Origin of the sequence: Limosilactobacillus fastidiosus (assembly GCF_014145505.1) — a bacterium.
Classification (GTDB): Bacteria; Bacillota; Bacilli; order Lactobacillales; family Lactobacillaceae; genus Limosilactobacillus; species Limosilactobacillus fastidiosus.
Window position 1 is genome coordinate 1 of sequence record NZ_JACIUZ010000025.1, and the last position, 17,534, is coordinate 17,534.

Annotated in this window: 23 protein-coding genes and 1 riboswitch; of the genes, 13 read left to right on the forward strand and 10 right to left on the reverse strand. The window is 37.9% G+C overall.

The features are described from left to right. Together H5R64_RS02655 and H5R64_RS02660 are read right to left on the reverse strand one after the other, a co-directional pair. Window positions 1–364: YSIRK-type signal peptide-containing protein (locus H5R64_RS02655; RefSeq protein ID WP_182581426.1), on the reverse strand; the 364-nt coding region annotated here is incomplete at its 3' end. Window positions 365–779: 415 nt separating this feature from the next. Continuing rightward, a complete protein-coding gene (locus H5R64_RS02660) occupies window positions 780–1,346 on the reverse strand; it encodes a class A sortase (RefSeq protein ID WP_182582723.1) in 567 nt (188 codons plus the stop codon). A gap of 174 nt (window positions 1,347–1,520) precedes the next feature. On the opposite strand from H5R64_RS02660, the gene H5R64_RS02665 reads away from it, so the two are divergent. After that, window positions 1,521–2,165: a TetR/AcrR family transcriptional regulator gene (locus H5R64_RS02665; RefSeq protein WP_182581425.1), complete on the forward strand. Its 645-nt coding sequence runs from the start codon at window positions 1,521–1,523 to the stop codon at window positions 2,163–2,165. 3 nt (window positions 2,166–2,168) lie between these two features. Here the strand turns inward: H5R64_RS02665 and H5R64_RS02670 are convergent, their stop codons facing one another. The 3 genes from H5R64_RS02670 to H5R64_RS02680 all read right to left on the reverse strand — a co-directional run bounded on the left by H5R64_RS02670 (window position 2,169) and on the right by H5R64_RS02680 (window position 3,730). After that, window positions 2,169–2,450: a hypothetical protein gene (locus H5R64_RS02670; protein WP_231797934.1), complete on the reverse strand. Its 282-nt coding sequence runs from the start codon at window positions 2,448–2,450 to the stop codon at window positions 2,169–2,171. 277 nt (window positions 2,451–2,727) lie between these two features. Continuing rightward, window positions 2,728–3,144: a cupin domain-containing protein gene (locus H5R64_RS02675; protein ID WP_182581423.1), complete on the reverse strand. Its 417-nt coding sequence runs from the start codon at window positions 3,142–3,144 to the stop codon at window positions 2,728–2,730. Window positions 3,145–3,253: 109 nt separating this feature from the next. Further along, window positions 3,254–3,730, reverse strand: coding sequence for a flavodoxin family protein (locus tag H5R64_RS02680; protein WP_182581422.1), 477 nt, complete (start codon window positions 3,728–3,730; stop codon window positions 3,254–3,256). A 115-nt stretch (window positions 3,731–3,845) separates the two neighbouring features. On the opposite strand from H5R64_RS02680, the gene H5R64_RS02685 reads away from it, so the two are divergent. The 7 genes from H5R64_RS02685 (at window position 3,846) to H5R64_RS02715 (ending at window position 9,892) form a co-directional block, all read left to right on the forward strand. Further along, window positions 3,846–4,730, forward strand: a complete 885-nt coding sequence (locus H5R64_RS02685; protein WP_182581421.1) for a LysR family transcriptional regulator — start codon at window positions 3,846–3,848, stop codon at window positions 4,728–4,730. A gap of 65 nt (window positions 4,731–4,795) precedes the next feature. Then, window positions 4,796–5,650 (forward strand): patatin-like phospholipase family protein, encoded by an 855-nt coding sequence (locus H5R64_RS02690; protein WP_182581420.1) that lies wholly within the window; start codon window positions 4,796–4,798, stop codon window positions 5,648–5,650. 35 nt (window positions 5,651–5,685) lie between these two features. Further along, a riboswitch (TPP riboswitch) is annotated at window positions 5,686–5,792 on the forward strand. Window positions 5,793–5,853: 61 nt separating this feature from the next. After that, a complete protein-coding gene (gene thiM, locus H5R64_RS02695) occupies window positions 5,854–6,633 on the forward strand; it encodes a hydroxyethylthiazole kinase (protein ID WP_182581419.1) in 780 nt (259 codons plus the stop codon). A gap of 18 nt (window positions 6,634–6,651) precedes the next feature. Continuing rightward, window positions 6,652–7,473, forward strand: coding sequence for a bifunctional hydroxymethylpyrimidine kinase/phosphomethylpyrimidine kinase (gene thiD / locus H5R64_RS02700; RefSeq protein ID WP_182581418.1), 822 nt, complete (start codon window positions 6,652–6,654; stop codon window positions 7,471–7,473). Continuing rightward, entirely contained in the window at window positions 7,463–8,107 is a 645-nt protein-coding gene (gene thiE / locus H5R64_RS02705) for a thiamine phosphate synthase (RefSeq protein ID WP_182581417.1), read from the forward strand. Before thiD ends, thiE begins: the two co-directional genes overlap by 11 nt. 148 nt (window positions 8,108–8,255) lie before the next feature. After that, on the forward strand, window positions 8,256–9,512 hold the full coding sequence (locus H5R64_RS02710; protein WP_182581416.1) for a chloride channel protein: 1,257 nt from the start codon (window positions 8,256–8,258) through the stop codon (window positions 9,510–9,512). A 71-nt stretch (window positions 9,513–9,583) separates the two neighbouring features. Then, window positions 9,584–9,892 carry a hypothetical protein gene (locus tag H5R64_RS02715; protein ID WP_182581415.1) on the forward strand — a complete coding sequence of 103 codons (309 nt, stop codon included), beginning with the start codon at window positions 9,584–9,586 and terminating at the stop codon, window positions 9,890–9,892. 49 nt (window positions 9,893–9,941) lie between these two features. Here the strand turns inward: H5R64_RS02715 and H5R64_RS02720 are convergent, their stop codons facing one another. Continuing rightward, a complete protein-coding gene (locus tag H5R64_RS02720) occupies window positions 9,942–10,484 on the reverse strand; it encodes a GNAT family N-acetyltransferase (RefSeq protein WP_182581414.1) in 543 nt (180 codons plus the stop codon). Window positions 10,485–10,706: 222 nt separating this feature from the next. On the opposite strand from H5R64_RS02720, the gene amaP reads away from it, so the two are divergent. From amaP to H5R64_RS02735, 3 genes are read left to right on the forward strand one after another with little or no spacing between them, the layout of a single operon-like run. Then, on the forward strand, window positions 10,707–11,252 hold the full coding sequence (gene amaP, locus H5R64_RS02725; protein ID WP_182581413.1) for an alkaline shock response membrane anchor protein AmaP: 546 nt from the start codon (window positions 10,707–10,709) through the stop codon (window positions 11,250–11,252). Window positions 11,253–11,272: 20 nt separating this feature from the next. After that, window positions 11,273–11,464 carry a hypothetical protein gene (locus H5R64_RS02730; RefSeq protein ID WP_182581412.1) on the forward strand — a complete coding sequence of 64 codons (192 nt, stop codon included), beginning with the start codon at window positions 11,273–11,275 and terminating at the stop codon, window positions 11,462–11,464. Window positions 11,465–11,484: 20 nt separating this feature from the next. Further along, the gene (locus tag H5R64_RS02735; RefSeq protein ID WP_182581411.1) at window positions 11,485–11,886 is read left to right on the forward strand and encodes an Asp23/Gls24 family envelope stress response protein; all 402 of its coding nucleotides are present in this window, start codon (window positions 11,485–11,487) and stop codon (window positions 11,884–11,886) included. Between the two features lie 115 nt (window positions 11,887–12,001). Here the strand turns inward: H5R64_RS02735 and tpiA are convergent, their stop codons facing one another. After that, the gene (gene tpiA, locus H5R64_RS02740) at window positions 12,002–12,781 is read right to left on the reverse strand and encodes a triose-phosphate isomerase (protein ID WP_182582726.1); all 780 of its coding nucleotides are present in this window, start codon (window positions 12,779–12,781) and stop codon (window positions 12,002–12,004) included. A 145-nt stretch (window positions 12,782–12,926) separates the two neighbouring features. Then, complete coding sequence (locus H5R64_RS02745; protein ID WP_231797933.1) at window positions 12,927–14,120, reverse strand: aminotransferase-like domain-containing protein; 1,194 nt, start codon at window positions 14,118–14,120, stop codon at window positions 12,927–12,929. 515 nt (window positions 14,121–14,635) lie between these two features. On the opposite strand from H5R64_RS02745, the gene H5R64_RS08645 reads away from it, so the two are divergent. Further along, window positions 14,636–14,767, forward strand: coding sequence for a hypothetical protein (locus tag H5R64_RS08645; protein WP_259409224.1), 132 nt, complete (start codon window positions 14,636–14,638; stop codon window positions 14,765–14,767). Between the two features lie 3 nt (window positions 14,768–14,770). Continuing rightward, the gene (locus H5R64_RS02755) at window positions 14,771–15,562 is read left to right on the forward strand and encodes a 2-keto-4-pentenoate hydratase (protein ID WP_182581408.1); all 792 of its coding nucleotides are present in this window, start codon (window positions 14,771–14,773) and stop codon (window positions 15,560–15,562) included. 102 nt (window positions 15,563–15,664) lie between these two features. Here H5R64_RS02755 and msrA read toward each other — a convergent pair whose 3' ends face one another. Together msrA and H5R64_RS02765 are read right to left on the reverse strand one after the other, a co-directional pair. Continuing rightward, window positions 15,665–16,195, reverse strand: a complete 531-nt coding sequence (gene msrA / locus H5R64_RS02760) for a peptide-methionine (S)-S-oxide reductase MsrA (protein WP_182581407.1) — start codon at window positions 16,193–16,195, stop codon at window positions 15,665–15,667. Window positions 16,196–16,923: 728 nt separating this feature from the next. Continuing rightward, a complete protein-coding gene (locus tag H5R64_RS02765) occupies window positions 16,924–17,430 on the reverse strand; it encodes a GNAT family N-acetyltransferase (protein ID WP_182581406.1) in 507 nt (168 codons plus the stop codon). Between the last annotated feature and the right edge of the window lie 104 nt (window positions 17,431–17,534).

The window sequence follows — 17,534 nt, forward strand, 5'->3', positions numbered from 1 at the left end:
CGCTTCCTCCTTGGGAAGCTGGCGTTACCGGATCACTCTTGTATGAGGTTGCTGGAGTATTAACATCTACAGGCTTTGTCACTTGTGATGATGTAGGAGCCGGTGCTACTGCGCTTCCTCCTTGGGAAGCTGGCGTTACCGGATCACTCTTGTATGAGGTTGCTAGAGTATTAACATCTACAGGCTTTGTCACTTGTGATGATGTAGGAGCTGGTGCATTATCGCTAGCGGATGCACTCACTCCCATAAAAGTGAAACCAATTAAGACCGAAGCCACACCAACGGTTAACTTCTTAATAGTAAACCGTTGTTTTTTAGCCTCTTGCTTACGCATTAATTCATATAAATTATTTTTAGAAAACATTAGAATTCCTCCCTGTCAGATAATGATATCTAACTTATCTATCTATACTAAGTATCATAGCTCTTTGCTTTTAAACTTGCAACCGATAAGTTAAATTTTTTAAAAAACGCTGTTATATTAACAAATATAGTTGCAAAAAAATTATTAAGGGCAAAAAAGCGAAACGACGCACCCCCCCCACTATACTTATCGCTTAATAAGTTTAAGCTAATTGTTTAATTATTTAATTCCTATCACAATTATTCAAAATAAAATAATGGTCAAAGATCACAGTTTCAAGCTAAATTTATCTACTTTAGAGTTTGCTTATTTATTGCATAAAAAAATGCCACCTACATTTCTGTGAGTGGCATCGCCATCCATCAACCTAATTGACGGATAACCGAAATATAACAATGATTTTCTAAAAAAGACTTTAATTAGCCAAATTAACCCTATATTTTTGGGATAACTCTCGCTTAAACTTTGAACTTAAGGATCTTGCTGAATAAGTCTTAGTTAGTTCTGCTCTTACTAATATGCGATTCTTGTTATTAGAGGTACAAGTTAATAATGATAGTGAGTTTTTGGTTCCTTTGAAAACCTCTTTTACGTTAGTTGGGGCAATAATCTTTTTACTAGTAATCTTAAATTCCTTAACTTCTTCGAAATTAGTAATAATAACCTTTCGACCATAAAGTCGGTGAAAAGCGATAGGAGTAAATAATGCAGAACTACCTTTCCAACCTAGATTATGAGCTCCTATAACTAAAGGATTACTACTATTGATATTCTCTGGTTCCAGCATCCCCGCCCCAAATGTATAGATATTATCATCAGTATAATTTGCTAATGGGAGGTTTATATCTAATGATGGTATCAAGATAGCACCGATGTACCTCGAGGAATGGTGAAGAGATTCTCTTAGCAAATTTTGAAAAGTGGACATTATCAACAATATTTCAATTCGTTTAATCAATTTCTTCAATCTTTCCTTATTCATTATCTTCACCACTATTTGACTTATTTGTCATTAATATAGCAGTAACCGGAAACTAGTAATAGATAATTCACCATTATTTATCCATTGTGTTTAATTATTAAACTAAATGTGCAAAAGCGTTAATCTCTTTCATTTATTAAGTTATAATCTTTCTGAAAGGAAGGATTGGAATGTATGGATGTAAGATCAATAACAACACAACAAAGAATTGTTGAGGGCTTTATAAATCTTTTAGAGATTAAAGAGTTCGCTAAATGTAGTGTTAATGACATCGTGGAAGCCGCCGAAGTAAGTAAAAGGACATTTTATACTTATTTTAATGACAAGCATGATTTAATAAATACTATCGAAAGTAGATTGATTAAGGGATTAAAAGAAAGTCTATCGCTCGATAGAGAAAAACTAACTAAATTAAATCATATCCCTTCTGCAGATGAAATTAATGAATTAGCAGATACGGCATTTAATAATACTATTGACTACTGCAACCAAAACAAGAAAGAGTTTTCTCAGTTGTTATCCTCAAATGGTGATATTTATTTTTTAAGAAAAATCATCAACCTAGGAAATCGTGAATTTGATTTACGATTTCCTTATCTTTTCAATAATAATGAGGAGGTTAAAGATAATTCTTTGACCTTAATATTTGTTAGGAATATTTATGTCCAAGGTATTATAAATATTTTGGTACTTTGGGGACGTAGTAGTAATTTAGTTGGCATTAGCGATATTAAACGTTTAATGGGGTTATCCCAGACAAAATCACCCGTAGAACTAATGAAACTTTACAAAATAGAACAAGGATCTCTGAAGATTTGATAATCAAGGAGGAGTTATTAAATTTTTCTTTTGATTATATCTACTCCGAACAATGAAAACATTCAGATATGGATACTTAGATAGCAATTCTTTAATTGTTATCTTTTTATTTTTAAATTTAACAAAACTATAAGGAGATTCTTCGCATATACGCTTAACCACAAGATTATCTTCTCTACATCCATGTTGATATCTGAAATTAATTTCCTTAGCTGGTAATTCATATATATTAGCTAATTTATTTATGCTTACTCTATTGCCATGAAAAAGAACTGTTTTTACCATAAAATCACCCTTGTGCGAATTTATTAACATTCGCAGTATACTAATCAAGAGAAAGTTCTTTAATAGAAAACAATAATTATGCACCAAAAGTGAATATTAGATACTAATGGTATGTCATTTATTCTTCTGTAAAAAGAAATTATGAAGAGTTGCCAAGAAACCATGAACATGGTCAATATCCCCTATCAGGATCACAAAAATTAAAACGAGTTAACAAAAATAAGGTAACAAAGTCCTTATTTTGCTAACTCGTTTTTAGCTATTTCTGATTAACTAACTAATCGCTTAACTGATCGTAGTAATCTTCATCAACTGGTTCTAACCATTCACTAGTCCCTTTCGTAATTGCAATATGGGAAAACCAGCTATCTTGAGTAGCCCCATGCCAATGTTTTACACCCTCATGAATGGCTACTACATCCCCGGGCTTTAATAATTGAGCCGACTTTCCTTCTTCTTGGTACCAGCCTTCACCAGCGGTACACATAATGATTTGAAAACCGTCATGGTGGATATGCCAATTATTCCGACAGCCTGGTTCAAAATTAACGTTCGCCACGTTGATATCAATATTATCATCAGGCGATACTAACCCGTTTAAGTAGCTTGTTCCAATAAAGTACTTAGCGAAAGCTACATTCTTATCTCCAAAGCCAAACATATCGTCCTTAACCGCTTTTTCATTCTTTGCCATAGTTTGAATTCCTCCTTGATATTAAATGTTTCGATTAACTATAAGCTTACAAAAAAAGTTGCGGTATGTATAATGCTTATTATAACTTAAAAATTATTCGCTATTTGAATTAGAGCTTTCGTAACCATGAAGTTAGAGAAGTCGGACTATACTGGGGAGAACCGTGGGTTAATACGTGATAACCAGAAGTCACATTTAATTTGCCTGCATGCATAATAAAATCATTCTGGTATTTTCTAGAATCACTCCACCCTGTACTAAACGGCACTACTTTTCCTTGGTAATGGGGTATCATTTGTAGAAGCTTCAAAATTGGCGAGGACACTTTGCCGTCCCAAACTGGTCCACCAATTAAGATTGTATCGTAATAGTGAAGATCCGGAAGCTTAGTTGTGATTGGGGGTAATTTCCCCGCCTTATTATCCCGTTTAAAAACTTGATCCGTTTCTTCCATATTTTCGGGAAAATAGCCTTCAGGAACTTGTAACCGAAGAATATCCGCTCCTGTTCGGCGGTGAATCGCGCTCGCAAGCTTTGCAGTATTCCCAAATTGAGAATAATATAAGATTAATACTTTTCGTGACATTATTGTTCTCCTCTTCTATAGAAAGCTTTCTATAGTCAAGCTTTCTTGATTTACGTTATTATAATTTTAGCTTAAAATGGTTTTATCTATCAATTAACTGGATTGAGGGATAAATATGGATACCAGAGTAATCAAGTACTTCTTAACTGTAGCACAGACAAACAATATTACCCGAGCTGCCCAACGACTTCACATCACACAGCCAACCCTTTCTCGTCAAATAATCGAACTTGAAAAGGAACTCGGTGTAACACTTTTCGACCGCCAACAACGGCAGATGGCACTCACTAATGAAGGAGCGCTTTTTCAACAACGCGCTTCAACAATTCTTTCCTTAGTTAACCAAACTAAACAAGAATTACAAAATACCGAAAAAGAACTAACCGGAGTAATCAACATTGGGTGTGTTGTTTCAAATGTATCTAAACTCATAATGAAAATTATAAGTAACTTCCAGAAAAAATACCCGAATGTTAAATTTAATCTTTATGATGGTAATGGCGATCTCTTACGTCAACGCCTAGATTCACGATTAGATGATTTTGCTGTCCTGATCGAGCCTGTGGAAGCAGCAAAGTATAATTTTATTGTTTTACCGGTCCATGAACGTTGGGGATTAATTGTTAAAAGTTCAGATCCGTTAGCTAAGAAAAAAACAATCACTAAAGATGATCTCTATAAATTACCACTAATCGTTCCCACTCGTAACATTGTTCGCGATGAGATTAGCGATGTTCTTAAACTCGACCAAACAAAGTTAAACGTCATGGCAACCAATAACTTACCCAGCAATGCGTACAAACTTCTTAAAACCGGTAACTATTATTTGTTAGGAATCGAAGGAATTGTTGATTCATTTCACGATCCAGAATTAACCTTTATTCCTTTCTCTCCACATAAAGAAACGGGGCACGTCCTTGCCTGGCGAAAAAATACGGTAATCACCCCAGTAATGGAAAAATTTCTGCAAGAGTTTGCCACTTTGGCAGAAGACCAATAAAAGATTGAATTTCTAATCACTATCGCTTTACAATAACTTAGTAATAATATTAAGGAGTGAAATTAATGCTATATAATGCAGCACTAGTTCTTGAAGGTGGCGCCTTCCGTGGTCAATATACCGCTGGAGTTTGTGACACATTTCTTGCTAACCACATCGAATTTAGCAGCGTAATTGGTGTTTCAGCTGGTTCACTAAACGGAGTTAATTTTGTCGCCAAACAATACGGCCGTGGCGCCAATATTAATATTAATCACCGTCATGATCACGAATATATTTCAATGGCAAGGTTATTTAAACGAAAAGTAATCAACATGAATTACCTATTTGAAGATCATGGACTGTCGTGGCAGAACTTTGATGAACGAGCTTATATTAGATCTGCTTCCCATTTCACTGCCGTTGCTACTAAACTTCAAGATGGGAAAAAGGCCTTATTTACTGACTTTACTGGTAAAAAGTTGACCCAGGTATTAATTGCTTCTTGTTCAATGCCGTTTATGATGGATCCCGCACCGACTCCCGATGGTCTTTGTCTAGATGGAGGAATTGCCGATTCAATTCCTTTTGATGTCGCTCAGGAACAAGGCTACGATAAAATCGTGGTTGTCCGTACTCGCGATATTAATTACCGGAAAAAGCCTTCTAGTCGTCCAGTCCAACAGCTATACCGTCACTATTTCAAGGATTACCCAGAATTTGCTGAAGCAGGAATTCGTCGTCCCGAAGTCTATAATCAACAAATTGCTCAAATTGAACACCTTGAACAAACGGGGCAGATATTTAATATTGCCCCCCAACACCCTGTGAAAGTAGGTCGGGTTGAAAGTAACGTCAAAAAGATTCGTCAACTATACGAAACAGGTCAACGAGAAACAAAACAATTGTTACCAAAATTAATTGACTATCTTAATGCCTAAAAACGCTTTCTGTGTTATTATAAAAGCATGTTAATAAGCAGCATTAGGGGTGTCTGTTTGCCAGACTGAGATGTATTTAGATATACGGACCCTTGAACCTGTTAAGCTAGTACTTGCGCAAGGAAAATGCTAACTCAATATAAAAATGAAGCTGTTAGTTAACGAGTAACTAACAGCTTTTTCATTATCCAGGAAGTGAAACTTTGACTACATTAGAACTCACTTTATCAGAACAAGTTCGCCAGCAGAATCCAGTTGTGTTAACAATCACCAATGCAGTAACCCCGGCGAAAGTTGCGGACGCGTTAAGTGCGATTGGGGCCTCCCCGATCATGTCACTGGCGCCCCAAGAGGCTAATGAGATGGTAACGTTAGCAAATGCAATCACAATTAACCTGGGAACAATCAATAAGGAACAAGTTGAAGAAATTACAACCGTCTTAAAGGAAAACCGGGATCAGAAGCCAGTCGTCCTTGATCCAGTTGCCGTTGGTGCCAGCCAATACCGATTAACAGTGACCAAAAACCTTCTTCAGAATTACCAATTCACCGTTATTCGCGGTAATGCCGGTGAAATTGCTGCACTTGCTAACGTTAATTGGAGTTCTCATGGAATCGATGGTGGTTCCGGCCAAGCAAATATTCATAAAATAGCTAAGAAAGTTGCCCAGACTTACCATTGCACGGTTGTCCTGACCGGTAATACAGATATTGTAACGGACGGGAATAACGAATTCATTAATCACCTCTCTACTAATTACTTTATAACTAATGTTGGTAGCGGTGATATGCTTTCTAGTATTACGGCGGCCTATTTAAGTGTAAGCGATAGCCCCTATTTGGCTGCTTGTACGGCAACAAAATTTTTCACAGCTGCCGGGGTTAAGGCAGCACGAGAAGCAACGGGGTTCGGACAATGGCAAGTTAAATTAATGGATGAACTCACTACTCTGGACCCAAATGAAGTACTATCATTCTTATAAAGAAGGAGAAAACAAGTAATGACAAATGACTTTCCACAAGCGTTAACAATTGCTGGTACTGATTCAGGTGGTGGTGCTGGCATATCTGCCGATTTTAAGACAATGCAGATGCGTGGTGTTTTTGCCACCATGGTTGTAGTGGCAGTTACAGCACAAAATACTCTTGGTGTTCAAGATGCGTTAGCAATGCCACCTGAATTAATTGATGAACAATTTGCATCACTAGCAGCTGACTTTAAGATTAGTGCATGCAAAACGGGGATGTTAGCCGATCCACTCCGAGTCAAAACCGTTGTTAATAATTTAAAACGCTATAATTTTGGCTTATTAACTGTAGATCCCGTGATGATTGCTAAAGGTGGTGCTAAACTTTTAAGTGATGATGCAATTGATGTGGTTCGTGACCAATTATTACCACTTGCTGATTTAGTTACCCCCAATCTTCCCGAAGCTGAAGAATTAACGCAAATGACAATTACCACAGAAGCTACCATGGCTACGGCTGGGCGTCGACTTCAATCTATGGGTGCCAAAAATGTTCTCGTTAAGGGTGGTCACTTCTCTAGTGAAGATGAAGCTAATGATTATGTATTATTAGAAAATGGTCGCTCGTTTTGGTTAACTTCTAAGCGGAAGAAGACTCGAAACACTCACGGTACTGGTGATACAATCTCTTCATGTATCACTGCTGAATTAGCTAAGGGAAAATCAATGGAAGAAGCTCTTCGGATCGGCAAAGCATATGTTGAGGCAACTATTAAGCAGGGAATTAATGTTGGTCACGGACATGGTCCACTAAACCATTGGGCAAAAATAAGGAGTGAACAAAATGAAATTTAATCCTCAAATGTTACAAATTTACCTTGTTGGCGGTACTCAGGATACCCACCATGATTCTTACGAATTTCTCGACAAGGTTGAAGAAGCAATGCAAGCAGGAATCACTGCATTCCAATACCGGGAAAAAGATAGTTCAACAATGACCGCTGATGCCCGCTTAATTATGGCACGACGATTAGTTGAAATGGGAAAGCGATACTCGATTCCTATTTTTATTGATGATGATGTTGAAATGGCTCTTCGCGTAGGTGCTGATGGTGTCCATGTCGGCCAAGATGATGAACAAATTCATCAGGTAATTGAAAAGGCTAATGGTAAATTAATGATCGGCTATTCCTGCAATACACCAGCCGAAATTAAAGCAGCCAACCAAATCCCCGAAGTTGACTATATTGGTTGCGGCCCAGTTTTTGAAACGACATCAAAGCAAGATGCCGATCCAGCTTTGGGTCTTACCCAACTTCAAAACTTAACTGAACTAAGCACCCACCCGTTAGTTGCAATTGGTGGCATAAATTTGGATAATATGGCGGCAGTTCTTAAGACAGGCGTTAGTGGGCTATCAATAATTTCTATGGTTCTTGATAGTCAAGATATTACTTCAACCATCCAGCAAATTAAACAACTTTATTAACCAACATCAGGCATCTGTAAGCCAAAATAATTATGGTATTATTTTGAACTTTGCAGATGCTTATTTATTAATTGGGTTTATTTCTAATTTCCGATGTTATAAACTAACAAGGTATAAATTAATTATATATGGGAGAGAAAAAAGAAAAATGAAGTCAATGTCCAAAAACGTCCCGTTAATTATTGCCACCGTTGTTCTCGGTGTAATTGTCGGGATAAGTTCATTACTATTAAGTATTCTCTTGGACCTATCGGAAAAATACTTCCTTAACTTTGAGGAAACTAATAAGTTCCCTGTCGCTATCTTTATTGGTCCAGGACACCGGTTCATTTCTATTTTTATTGGGGCCGCAATTGCGGCAATTTCATGGTTTTTCTTGCAGCGAAAATTCCGTCCAGTAGGAATTAGCAAAGCGATTGAGGGAAAAACGATGCCTTTAGCAAAGACCATGATTCATGTCGTTACCCAAATCTTCTATGTTGGGACTGGGAACTCCATCGGTCGTGAATTAGCCCCACGGGAAGCTGGTGCTGCAATTGCCCAAAAATGGGAACATCTCTTCGCTAATAACCGGTACTTAAAGCTTGATCCGGAAGACCAAAAAATGTTGATTGCTTGTGCTGCTGGAGCTGGTTTCTCAGGGGTATATATTGCTCCAATTACCGGGGCTGTTTTTGCGATCGAACTTCTTTATAAAAAAGTTAATGCTCGAGTCGTATCCGTTAGTTTAACTATGTCTATCATTGCTACTTTAATCGGTTCAATCGTTAAGGGATATAAACCGTACTACTTAGTGGGTTCTAAAAATTTTCCGTCTCTACGAATTTTACCAATCGTAATTATTCTTGCCCCGCTTCTCGGCATTATTGGTTCCTACTTCAAACTAGGAGTCAAAAAAGCTAGTGCTAATCGGGCTGTTACCAAAAACGTCCTTTACCAACTACCATTAATGGGAATTATCACGGGCGCTATCGCCGCCTTTTACCCCCAAATAATGGGAAATGGTCGGGGCTTAGCTCAATTAGCAATGAACACCACTACCATTAATAAGAGTGTTATCCTCGCCCTTCTCTTTGGCTTCGTGGCTAAGGCCGTGGTAACCATCTTTAGTATTAAATGCGGGGCTTATGGTGGTATCTTGACGCCCTCCATTTCCCTTGGTGCCGTGATCGGGGTTTTCTTGGGGATGGTTTATGTTCAAATTATGCCCGGAGTGACCATTACCCAATGCGCTGTTCTCGGTGCGGCATACTTCCTTACTGCTTCCCAACAAGCCCCACTTATGTCAATGTTTATGCTCTTTGAAGTGTGTCATTTGAACTTTACCGCCTTTATTCCACTTGCCCTGGGAGTAGCATTATCAATTGCCGTCTCCCGATGGGTTAACGCGAAGTTAATTAAGTAACTTGATATTTGCTTATTATTAGCGAAACAGTTAAACTTAACTTTGCATCATGCTTAAAGGAGTCCAAAAAGATGGCACATATTTACCTAATGGCTTTAATCGTCATTTTTATGATTGAAAGTTTCTTCGAAGTTAAATGGTTTGCTCAAATTCGTGATATTTTTCAACGTTCTGGAAGAATTACCCCAACAAAGCGAGTTCAACGAGTTGTTAAAATCGAAACTCAGTGGAGTTGGTTCTCTTGGATCTTATTAATCCTGCTCTTTATTCTTCCTGAAATATACACCTTCCTTTTGATTTGTATCATTACCTTGATTGAAACAATCATTGTCTATGAGCTTTACAATGCTCGTAATTACGCTCAACAAATTAATAAGTAATAATAAGGCCGCAGATTCACTTATTGAATCCGCGGCCTTTAGTTTTACCTTATTCCCCAACTAATGCATGGTTCTTTGTTAGTAATTCGTAAACGTAAGAAAGTTCTGTTGGGCGATATGCCCCTGGCATTGTCCCTACCTTTTGAAAGCCATTCTTTTCAGCGATATGTTGCATAACAAGATTATTTTCATTAGTACTGAGACGAATTGACTTTACATCTGGACGGTTCTTCTCTAAATAATCAATCACACTAATAAAAAGCTTTGATGCATAGCCCTTACCAGCATGGCTCGAATGGATTGCTACTCGGTGGATAGTAACATAATCATCCGTATTTATTAACCATTTTCCGTTAATATGATCATAAACATGATCCGGCGAATTAACAATGGCAACTGCCCCCACAGTCATTCCGTCATCTGACTTAACCAGGTATGCATATCCATTATCAATATCTTCTTGAATATGCTGAACATTAGGATAATCCCCCTGCCATTGATCGACCCCTCGTTCGGCTAATTGGTTGCGCCCGTCACGAAGGATTTCCAAGATGGTTGCTAAATCTTTTTGCTTTGCCTTCCGAATCATCATTTTTCTCATCCCCATTTCGAAATAGAATCAAACAAATTATACAACAAATCCCATCCTTTTGTTAATTTTATCCGCTACCTATAACCAAATATGAAGAATCGATGATCACCTGTATAAGAAATTCTTATATCAGTTTGTAATCTAATGTAAAGCCCTTTCATTCATGGTAAAGTTAAGATACACAAAAACAAAGCCCGTAATAACGAAAGGAGTGATGTTTTAATGGCTAATTGGAAAAAGTGGTGGATAACTTTGACAATGTTAATTCAAGGGTTAATCGGGGGAATAGTAATCCTCCTCTGGATTTTCCGTCATGAACCCTGGACACTAGAACTGAACCGTTGGCTGTTAACCACCCCTGGACAATATACCATCATTGGTTTAGCTAGTTATATCATCTTGATGGCAATTATCGTAATGGGGAGTTCAATCTTCCGGCCAACAACGAGTAAGCAATTAATAATTGCCCGTAATGGTGCCCGACATATTTCGGTTGACAGAGCTGCAGTTGAAAAAAGTATCTGTCTTAGCTTATCCAGCTTTGGTTTATATAATCCAACAGCCAAGGTTAAGCTGCTAAAAAACCGTCAGGAAGCTGATGTTACTGTTACGGGGATGCTTTCAACTCATTCAAACCCAGAACTGTTGAAAACTTCTTTAACCGACGCAATTGAAAATGACTTACAGACTAATTTTACCATTGGTCTGCGGAAGCTTCAGGTAAAACTTGAACCGTATAATTACAAAAAAACTGTTATTGTCGTTTAATCCTAAAAGGAGGAACTAAAATGAAACTCGTCCTTATTGGTGCAATCACCGGATTAGTACTTAGTATTAGCTGGATTATTTGGGGCTTTGGGGCAGCATTAGCCATCCTTTTGACTACTGCTATCTTTGCTCTAATTGGACTAGCACTCGACCTCAGCGGTTTCTCATTCAAAAAAATCGTTAACAAATTAAGCGCTAAACTTGCTGAATAATTTCTAAGGAGGAATTAATTATGACTACTACAAACACTAATTTAAACTCAACTAAAGCAACTGTTGATCAACACTTAACATTCGATGACAGCGTAATTGAAAAGATCGCTGGGATTACAGCTACTCGCGTCCCGGGAATTATTTCTCTAGATGGCAATATGTTTTCAGAATTTGCCGACAAGGTTTCTTCCAATAGTAATATGACTAAAGGAATTAATGCCGACGTTGGTGAGAAACAAGTTGCCATCAAAATGGACGCAACGATTGAATATGGTAAAAGTGCTCCAGAAATCTTTGACGCTGTCTGTAAAGAAGTGGAAAATGCCTTAGAGAAAATGACCGGACTAAAACTAGTTAAGTTTGAACTTCACGTTAATGATGTTAAAACTCGTGAAGAAATGAAAAAGAATGACGATAAATAGTTAGCCTTTCGAATAGGCTCTGGGATATAAATAGGTTTTCAGTACTTGGCAATAAAGCCAAACATTGAAGACCTATTTATGCTTGTGGGGCGCGAGAAATTGCTTCCCCTTTATATTACTTTTTTTCTTCTTTTATGGTTAATTGAGCATTAGAAATCATTTTAAGAAAATTATCCAAATCTAAGCTGGCTCGGCCAATTAAGACCCCGTCAATATCAGGTTTATCAACGATATCCTTAATATTATTCGGATTAACACTTCCCCCATACAAAATCCGAATCTTATCAGCAATCTCGTAACTATAGTATTCAGCAATCGTCTGCCGAATTAACCGGCATCCTTCTTCCGCTAAGGTTGGGTTAGCATGTTGTCCAGCCCCGACTGCCCAACTAGGTTCATACGAAATAACAACTTGCTTAATCTGGTCTAATGAAATTCCGTGAAGCACTGTCATTAATTGATGAAAAACATAATGAATTTCGTTGTTAACTACCTGTTGAACCATTGTTTCATCAGTACAAATGATTGGGGTAACTCCTCGTTGAAGGGCAGCTTGGACCTTTTGATGAACGTTTTCATTCGTCTCACCAAATAATCGCCGTCGTTCAATATGCCCTAGCATCACGTATGACACTCCTGCATCTGAAAGTCCTCGAAGGCTAATTTCGCCAGTATACGGGCCTGAGTATTCCGCAGCGGCATTCTGAGCAATAATCTTCAAACCAGATTTTCCAGCAGCCTCAACCATACTAGGAAGAGCAAACGCCTGAGCCGCAATTCCAACTTCCATCTTGTTAGGATCTGGTAATTTTGACTTAATCTGATTAACAAAGTCAACTGATTCCCTCACGTTTTTGTGCATTTTCCAATTGGCAACGATGAATGGTTTTCGCATAGTTTCAACCCTTTCTATTTGTATTCTTCCGTCTATTTAACTACTTATATTTTACAATTATATTGTTGCTAAAGAAAGCATGCCGTATAAAAAGACCAAAAGAAGAGACTGAACTAAATATCAGCCTCTTCCTTGTAAAATCTTCTTATTCTTTATGTTCTAATGCCTGAGTTAACGCTTCACCAAGCCGCTTTAATCCTACTTTGATTTGATCCTCCTGCATATTAGAGTAGTTCAAACGGAAGGTTCCCGGTTGTGCCTTTCCAGCATAGAATGGATCACCAGGAACAAAGGCAACATCGTGTTCAAGACACTGTTTAAAGAGTTCAACTGTGTCGTTAACCCCTGGTACTTCAACCCATAAGAACATTCCACCTTCCGGATCAGTATACTTAACATTCTTTGGGAAGTACTTCTTAATCCCTTCAATCATTAATTGCTTGCGTTTACCATAAAGATTACTAATTTCTTTAACGTGGGCATCAACATCATTTTCCTTAAAGAATTCGGTAACGACATATTGGACCAAGTTATCCGTATGAAGATCCGCCGATTGTTTAAGGACCGTTAGTTTTTCAATTACCTTAGGATCAGCTACAAGCCAACCAAGGCGAAAACCTGGTGCAAGAATTTTAGAAAAAGTACTCATATAAAAGACCTTGCCAGCACGGTCAAATGACTTAACAGAAGGAACATGTTGACCAGCAAAGCGGATGTCACCATAAGGGTTATCTTCAAGAACCGGTACATCATATTTTGCTGCTAGCTCTGCAAATTTCTTTCGTCGGTCAGCTGGCATTGTTCGTCCCGTAGGATTTTGGAAATTAGGAACTGTATAAATTAAAGCGGTTTCCGGATGCTGCTTGAGCGCTTCTTCCAAAGCATCCATTTTCATGCCATCTTCATCCATCGGCACACTGACAAAGTTAGCTCCATAGGAACGGAAAACATCCAAAGCACAAAGGTAAGTTGGTTCTTCTACAAGAACCGTGTCCCCAGGATTAACAAACGCTTTCCCAACCAGATCAATTGCCTGTTCAGAACCGGTCGTTACCATTACGTTTTCAAGACTGGCTTCGACATTTTCTTTTTCTTTAACGCGCTTCAGGATTAGCTCACGAAGCTCAGTAACACCTTTTGCAGCACCATACTGAAGTGCTTGACGACCGTGTTCAGCATAAACCTTATCGGTCGCTTTTTTCATCCGTTCTACAGGAAATAATTCAGGAGCTGGTAAACCACCCGCAAATGAAATAATCTTCGGATCAGCAGCTGCCTTTAAGATTGCCCCAACAGCATCTGTACCGTCAGCAGGAACTCTTTTAGAAAATTTAAACATAATTACCACTCCTTGTTTTCTAATCATTTTGTAATTGTTGAGTAGTTTACAATACAAATTCTAACTTGTGAACCCCCTATTAGAATAAATAGTTATTTCAACGGATTAGCAAGATTATTTCTACATATAAATGCACAATAACAAGTCAAATAAATTTATTTTGGTTGTTGACAAATTAAAATTTAATGAGTAGAATGTGAAGCATCAAATGTAAACACGTTAATGATCTTGAACAGGAAACAGTTTAGCTAACTAGTTCAGAGACTTAGTGGTTGGTGTGAACTAAGCATGGTTAGTTAATATTAAATCCCCTGTGAATTGGCTCCTGAATTAAGTAAGGCTTGCCTGGCTGCCAACCATTACCCTGGCTCCAGATACTTCTTGTCTGGTATAAGGTGGACTATTTCTCCATAAATGAAGGTGGTACCGCGGCAACGTCGCCCTTCAAGCATAATTAATTTATGCTTGGGGGGTTTTTGTTTACTTTGAAATTTACTTTAAGTGTGGTGAGGATCATGAAAGATAGTGATATTAGCGACATTAGTGACATTAATGATATTCAAAAAGAAATTATAATTAATAACGATTCTCACCAGTGTTGGCAATTTGATGGTGATGAGAATCATAAGGAAAATTTGGAGGAATGAATTATGACAACTTTAACCACTAATCAAAAAGAATTTGCTGAAGCCCTTTACAACGCTGATTTAACCGGTAACCCCTTAGTTGAAGCTGAGTGGAAAGGCGTTGTAGAAGATGATGACACTGCCTACGCCGTCCAAGATGAAGTCATGAAACTTAAAGGAGTTCCGGTTGGCGGCTATAAGGTATCACTTACAAGTAAGCAAACCCAGGATATGTTTGCTGCTAATTCACCCTTATATGGCCAACAGGTTAACCGTAAGTTTCTCCCTGCTCCATCAACCGTCAGTTTAAGTGACTTAATGGATCCATTAGTTGAAGTTGAGCTTGCCTTTCGGGCAACTGAGGATTTGACTAGTGAAGATTCACTGGAAGACCTTTTAAGAAAAACAACGGTTGCCGGTGCGCTTGAAGTTCCTGACTCCCGCTTTAAGGACTGGTTCCCAAGCCTCGGCAAATATAATGTGATGGCAGACTGCGCTGTTGGTGGCTTAGTCGTTTACGGAAAAGAAGTTCCTTCAACCAATGTCTTTTCCGATGTTGCCGACGTTGCTACCGTTAACGCGAAATTATTCTTTAATGATGATAAATTAGATGAAGGTAACTCTAAAGAAGTTCTTGGAAACCCGCTTAAATCTCTCCAATGGTTAGTTGGTAAACTTGAAGAACAAGGTAAGCAGTTTAAACAAGGTCAGTTAGTTTCTTCCGGGACCTTTGTTTTACCACCTTACCTTAAGAAAGGCCATTGGCAAGTTAAGTTTGACCATGATCTTGGTAACGTTGATTTAACCGTTAACTAGGGGGTGACCATATGAAATTCGGTAATTGTTCACAATCCTACTAAGCATCATAATCTTGTAAAAAGCTCTCACGACAGGTTTGTCGTGAGAGCTTTTGTGATCTTAATTTTTATTCTTCCAATGTTCTCGCTTAAATTGCTCCCGACCACCTGCTTCTTCAAGGGCATAGCGTTGCGGATCCTTTTTATAGAAATTTTGATGATAATCTTCAGCAGGATAAAACGGCTTAGCATCCTCAATTTGAGTAACAATTTTATCATTACCAAATTGCCCACTAGCCTGGAGGGTCGCCTTTGACTTTTCAGCAATTTCACGTTGTTGGGGACTATTAACAAAAATTACTGGACGATAGTTATCCCCACGATCCTGAAACTGTCCCATCGCGTCTGTTGGGTCTGTTTGATGCCAATAAATTGTTACCAAGTCATCATATGAAATAACATCTGGATCAAAGGTAATCTTTACCGCCTCCGTATGACCAGTTTTGCCTGAACATACCTCTTCATAAGTAGGGGAAGGAACATGTCCCCCCGTATACCCAGAAACAACTGATTTAATTCCCGGATAGGTATCAAACGGTTCAACCATGCACCAGAAACACCCGCCGGCAAAGATTGCTGTGTCTAAACTCATTTATATCAACCTCTTTCTTACTCTAGCAAGGGATCTAGAGTTCCAAAATTATTAGTAAAATCCGAGAAACTACCGACAAAATACTAGAAAATGACGAAAATTTGCTACCATTTAAAAGCTATCTAAAATTATTTTAAAGGTCAAAAAAGCAAATTGGTATAGTTTCAAATTGATGATATTCTACCATACAATAAATAAAATTAAAAATAAATGAGAAACCCGACACCTCAAATGAAGTGCCGGGTTATTTTGTCCCACTCTGAATTAACTTGTAATCAGTATAGCATACTTTTATCGGTGCAATTTATCGTGATTTTGCACTGATAATAAAAAAGAGTCTTCATTGCGAAGACCCTCTAGAAGAATACAAGCAGATAAGCTAGTTACTTCTTATCCTTTTGTACTTCAAAATCCGTTTTAACTTGTGGGGCGTTCTCGTCCTCGCCGTCCTAGTCTACTTACTTCTTAAGTAGTCATTTCAGCCAATCAGCAGTGGAGGCAAGCATCCCAACTACTGGTTGGCTTTTATTATACAACAAAAATTCCTAGTGGTTATTACAGATTGTGCAACTACCACTATAAACCATTATTATTTTACTCAAAATCCGAGAATTTCTGAAAGATCCCGAGAAATCACGTAATAAATTCCCCATGTTAAGAAGAATTATGGATTTTAGAAATAGTACACCTTCTTGACACAAAAAAGAAGATTTTAGCTCGTATTAAATTTAAACTGAGAGATCAAATCGTCTACCCAGAATAACCAAATCACGTTGAATACCGTCTAATTCAGCCACCCGTGGTAACTTCCCCCACTCTTCAAAGCCGAATTCCCTAAAGAGTTTTAAACTAGGGATATTATGGCCAAAAACATAAGCAACAATCGCTGAAATTTTTAATTGGGGTAACTGACTAATTACGAATTCTATGGCTTGTCGACCGATTCCTTGATGTCGGACATTTTGGTCAATATAAATTGCAATTTCACTTGTATGCTCATAGGCTGGTCGTCCATAAAATGGCTCCAGACCGACCCAACCAATCATCTGTCCTTCATCATTTTCAATTTTCCATAAAGGATGAGTAGGAGTAAAAGATGCAAACCATTCTTCGCGTTGTTCCACATTCACAGAATCTAAATCAGCAGTTGCAAGCCGAGAAGGAATAATTTGATTATATATTTTTACAATTTGCGGTAAATCTTTATGTGCCGCTTTTTTAAATTGGATATTCATCTAACTAGGGCCTCTTTAATTAAATTTATATTTATTATAGAGGCTTTTAACTTTATTAAATACGGAATTTAATGCTTTAAAGTTATGATCATTAATCGTCCGTC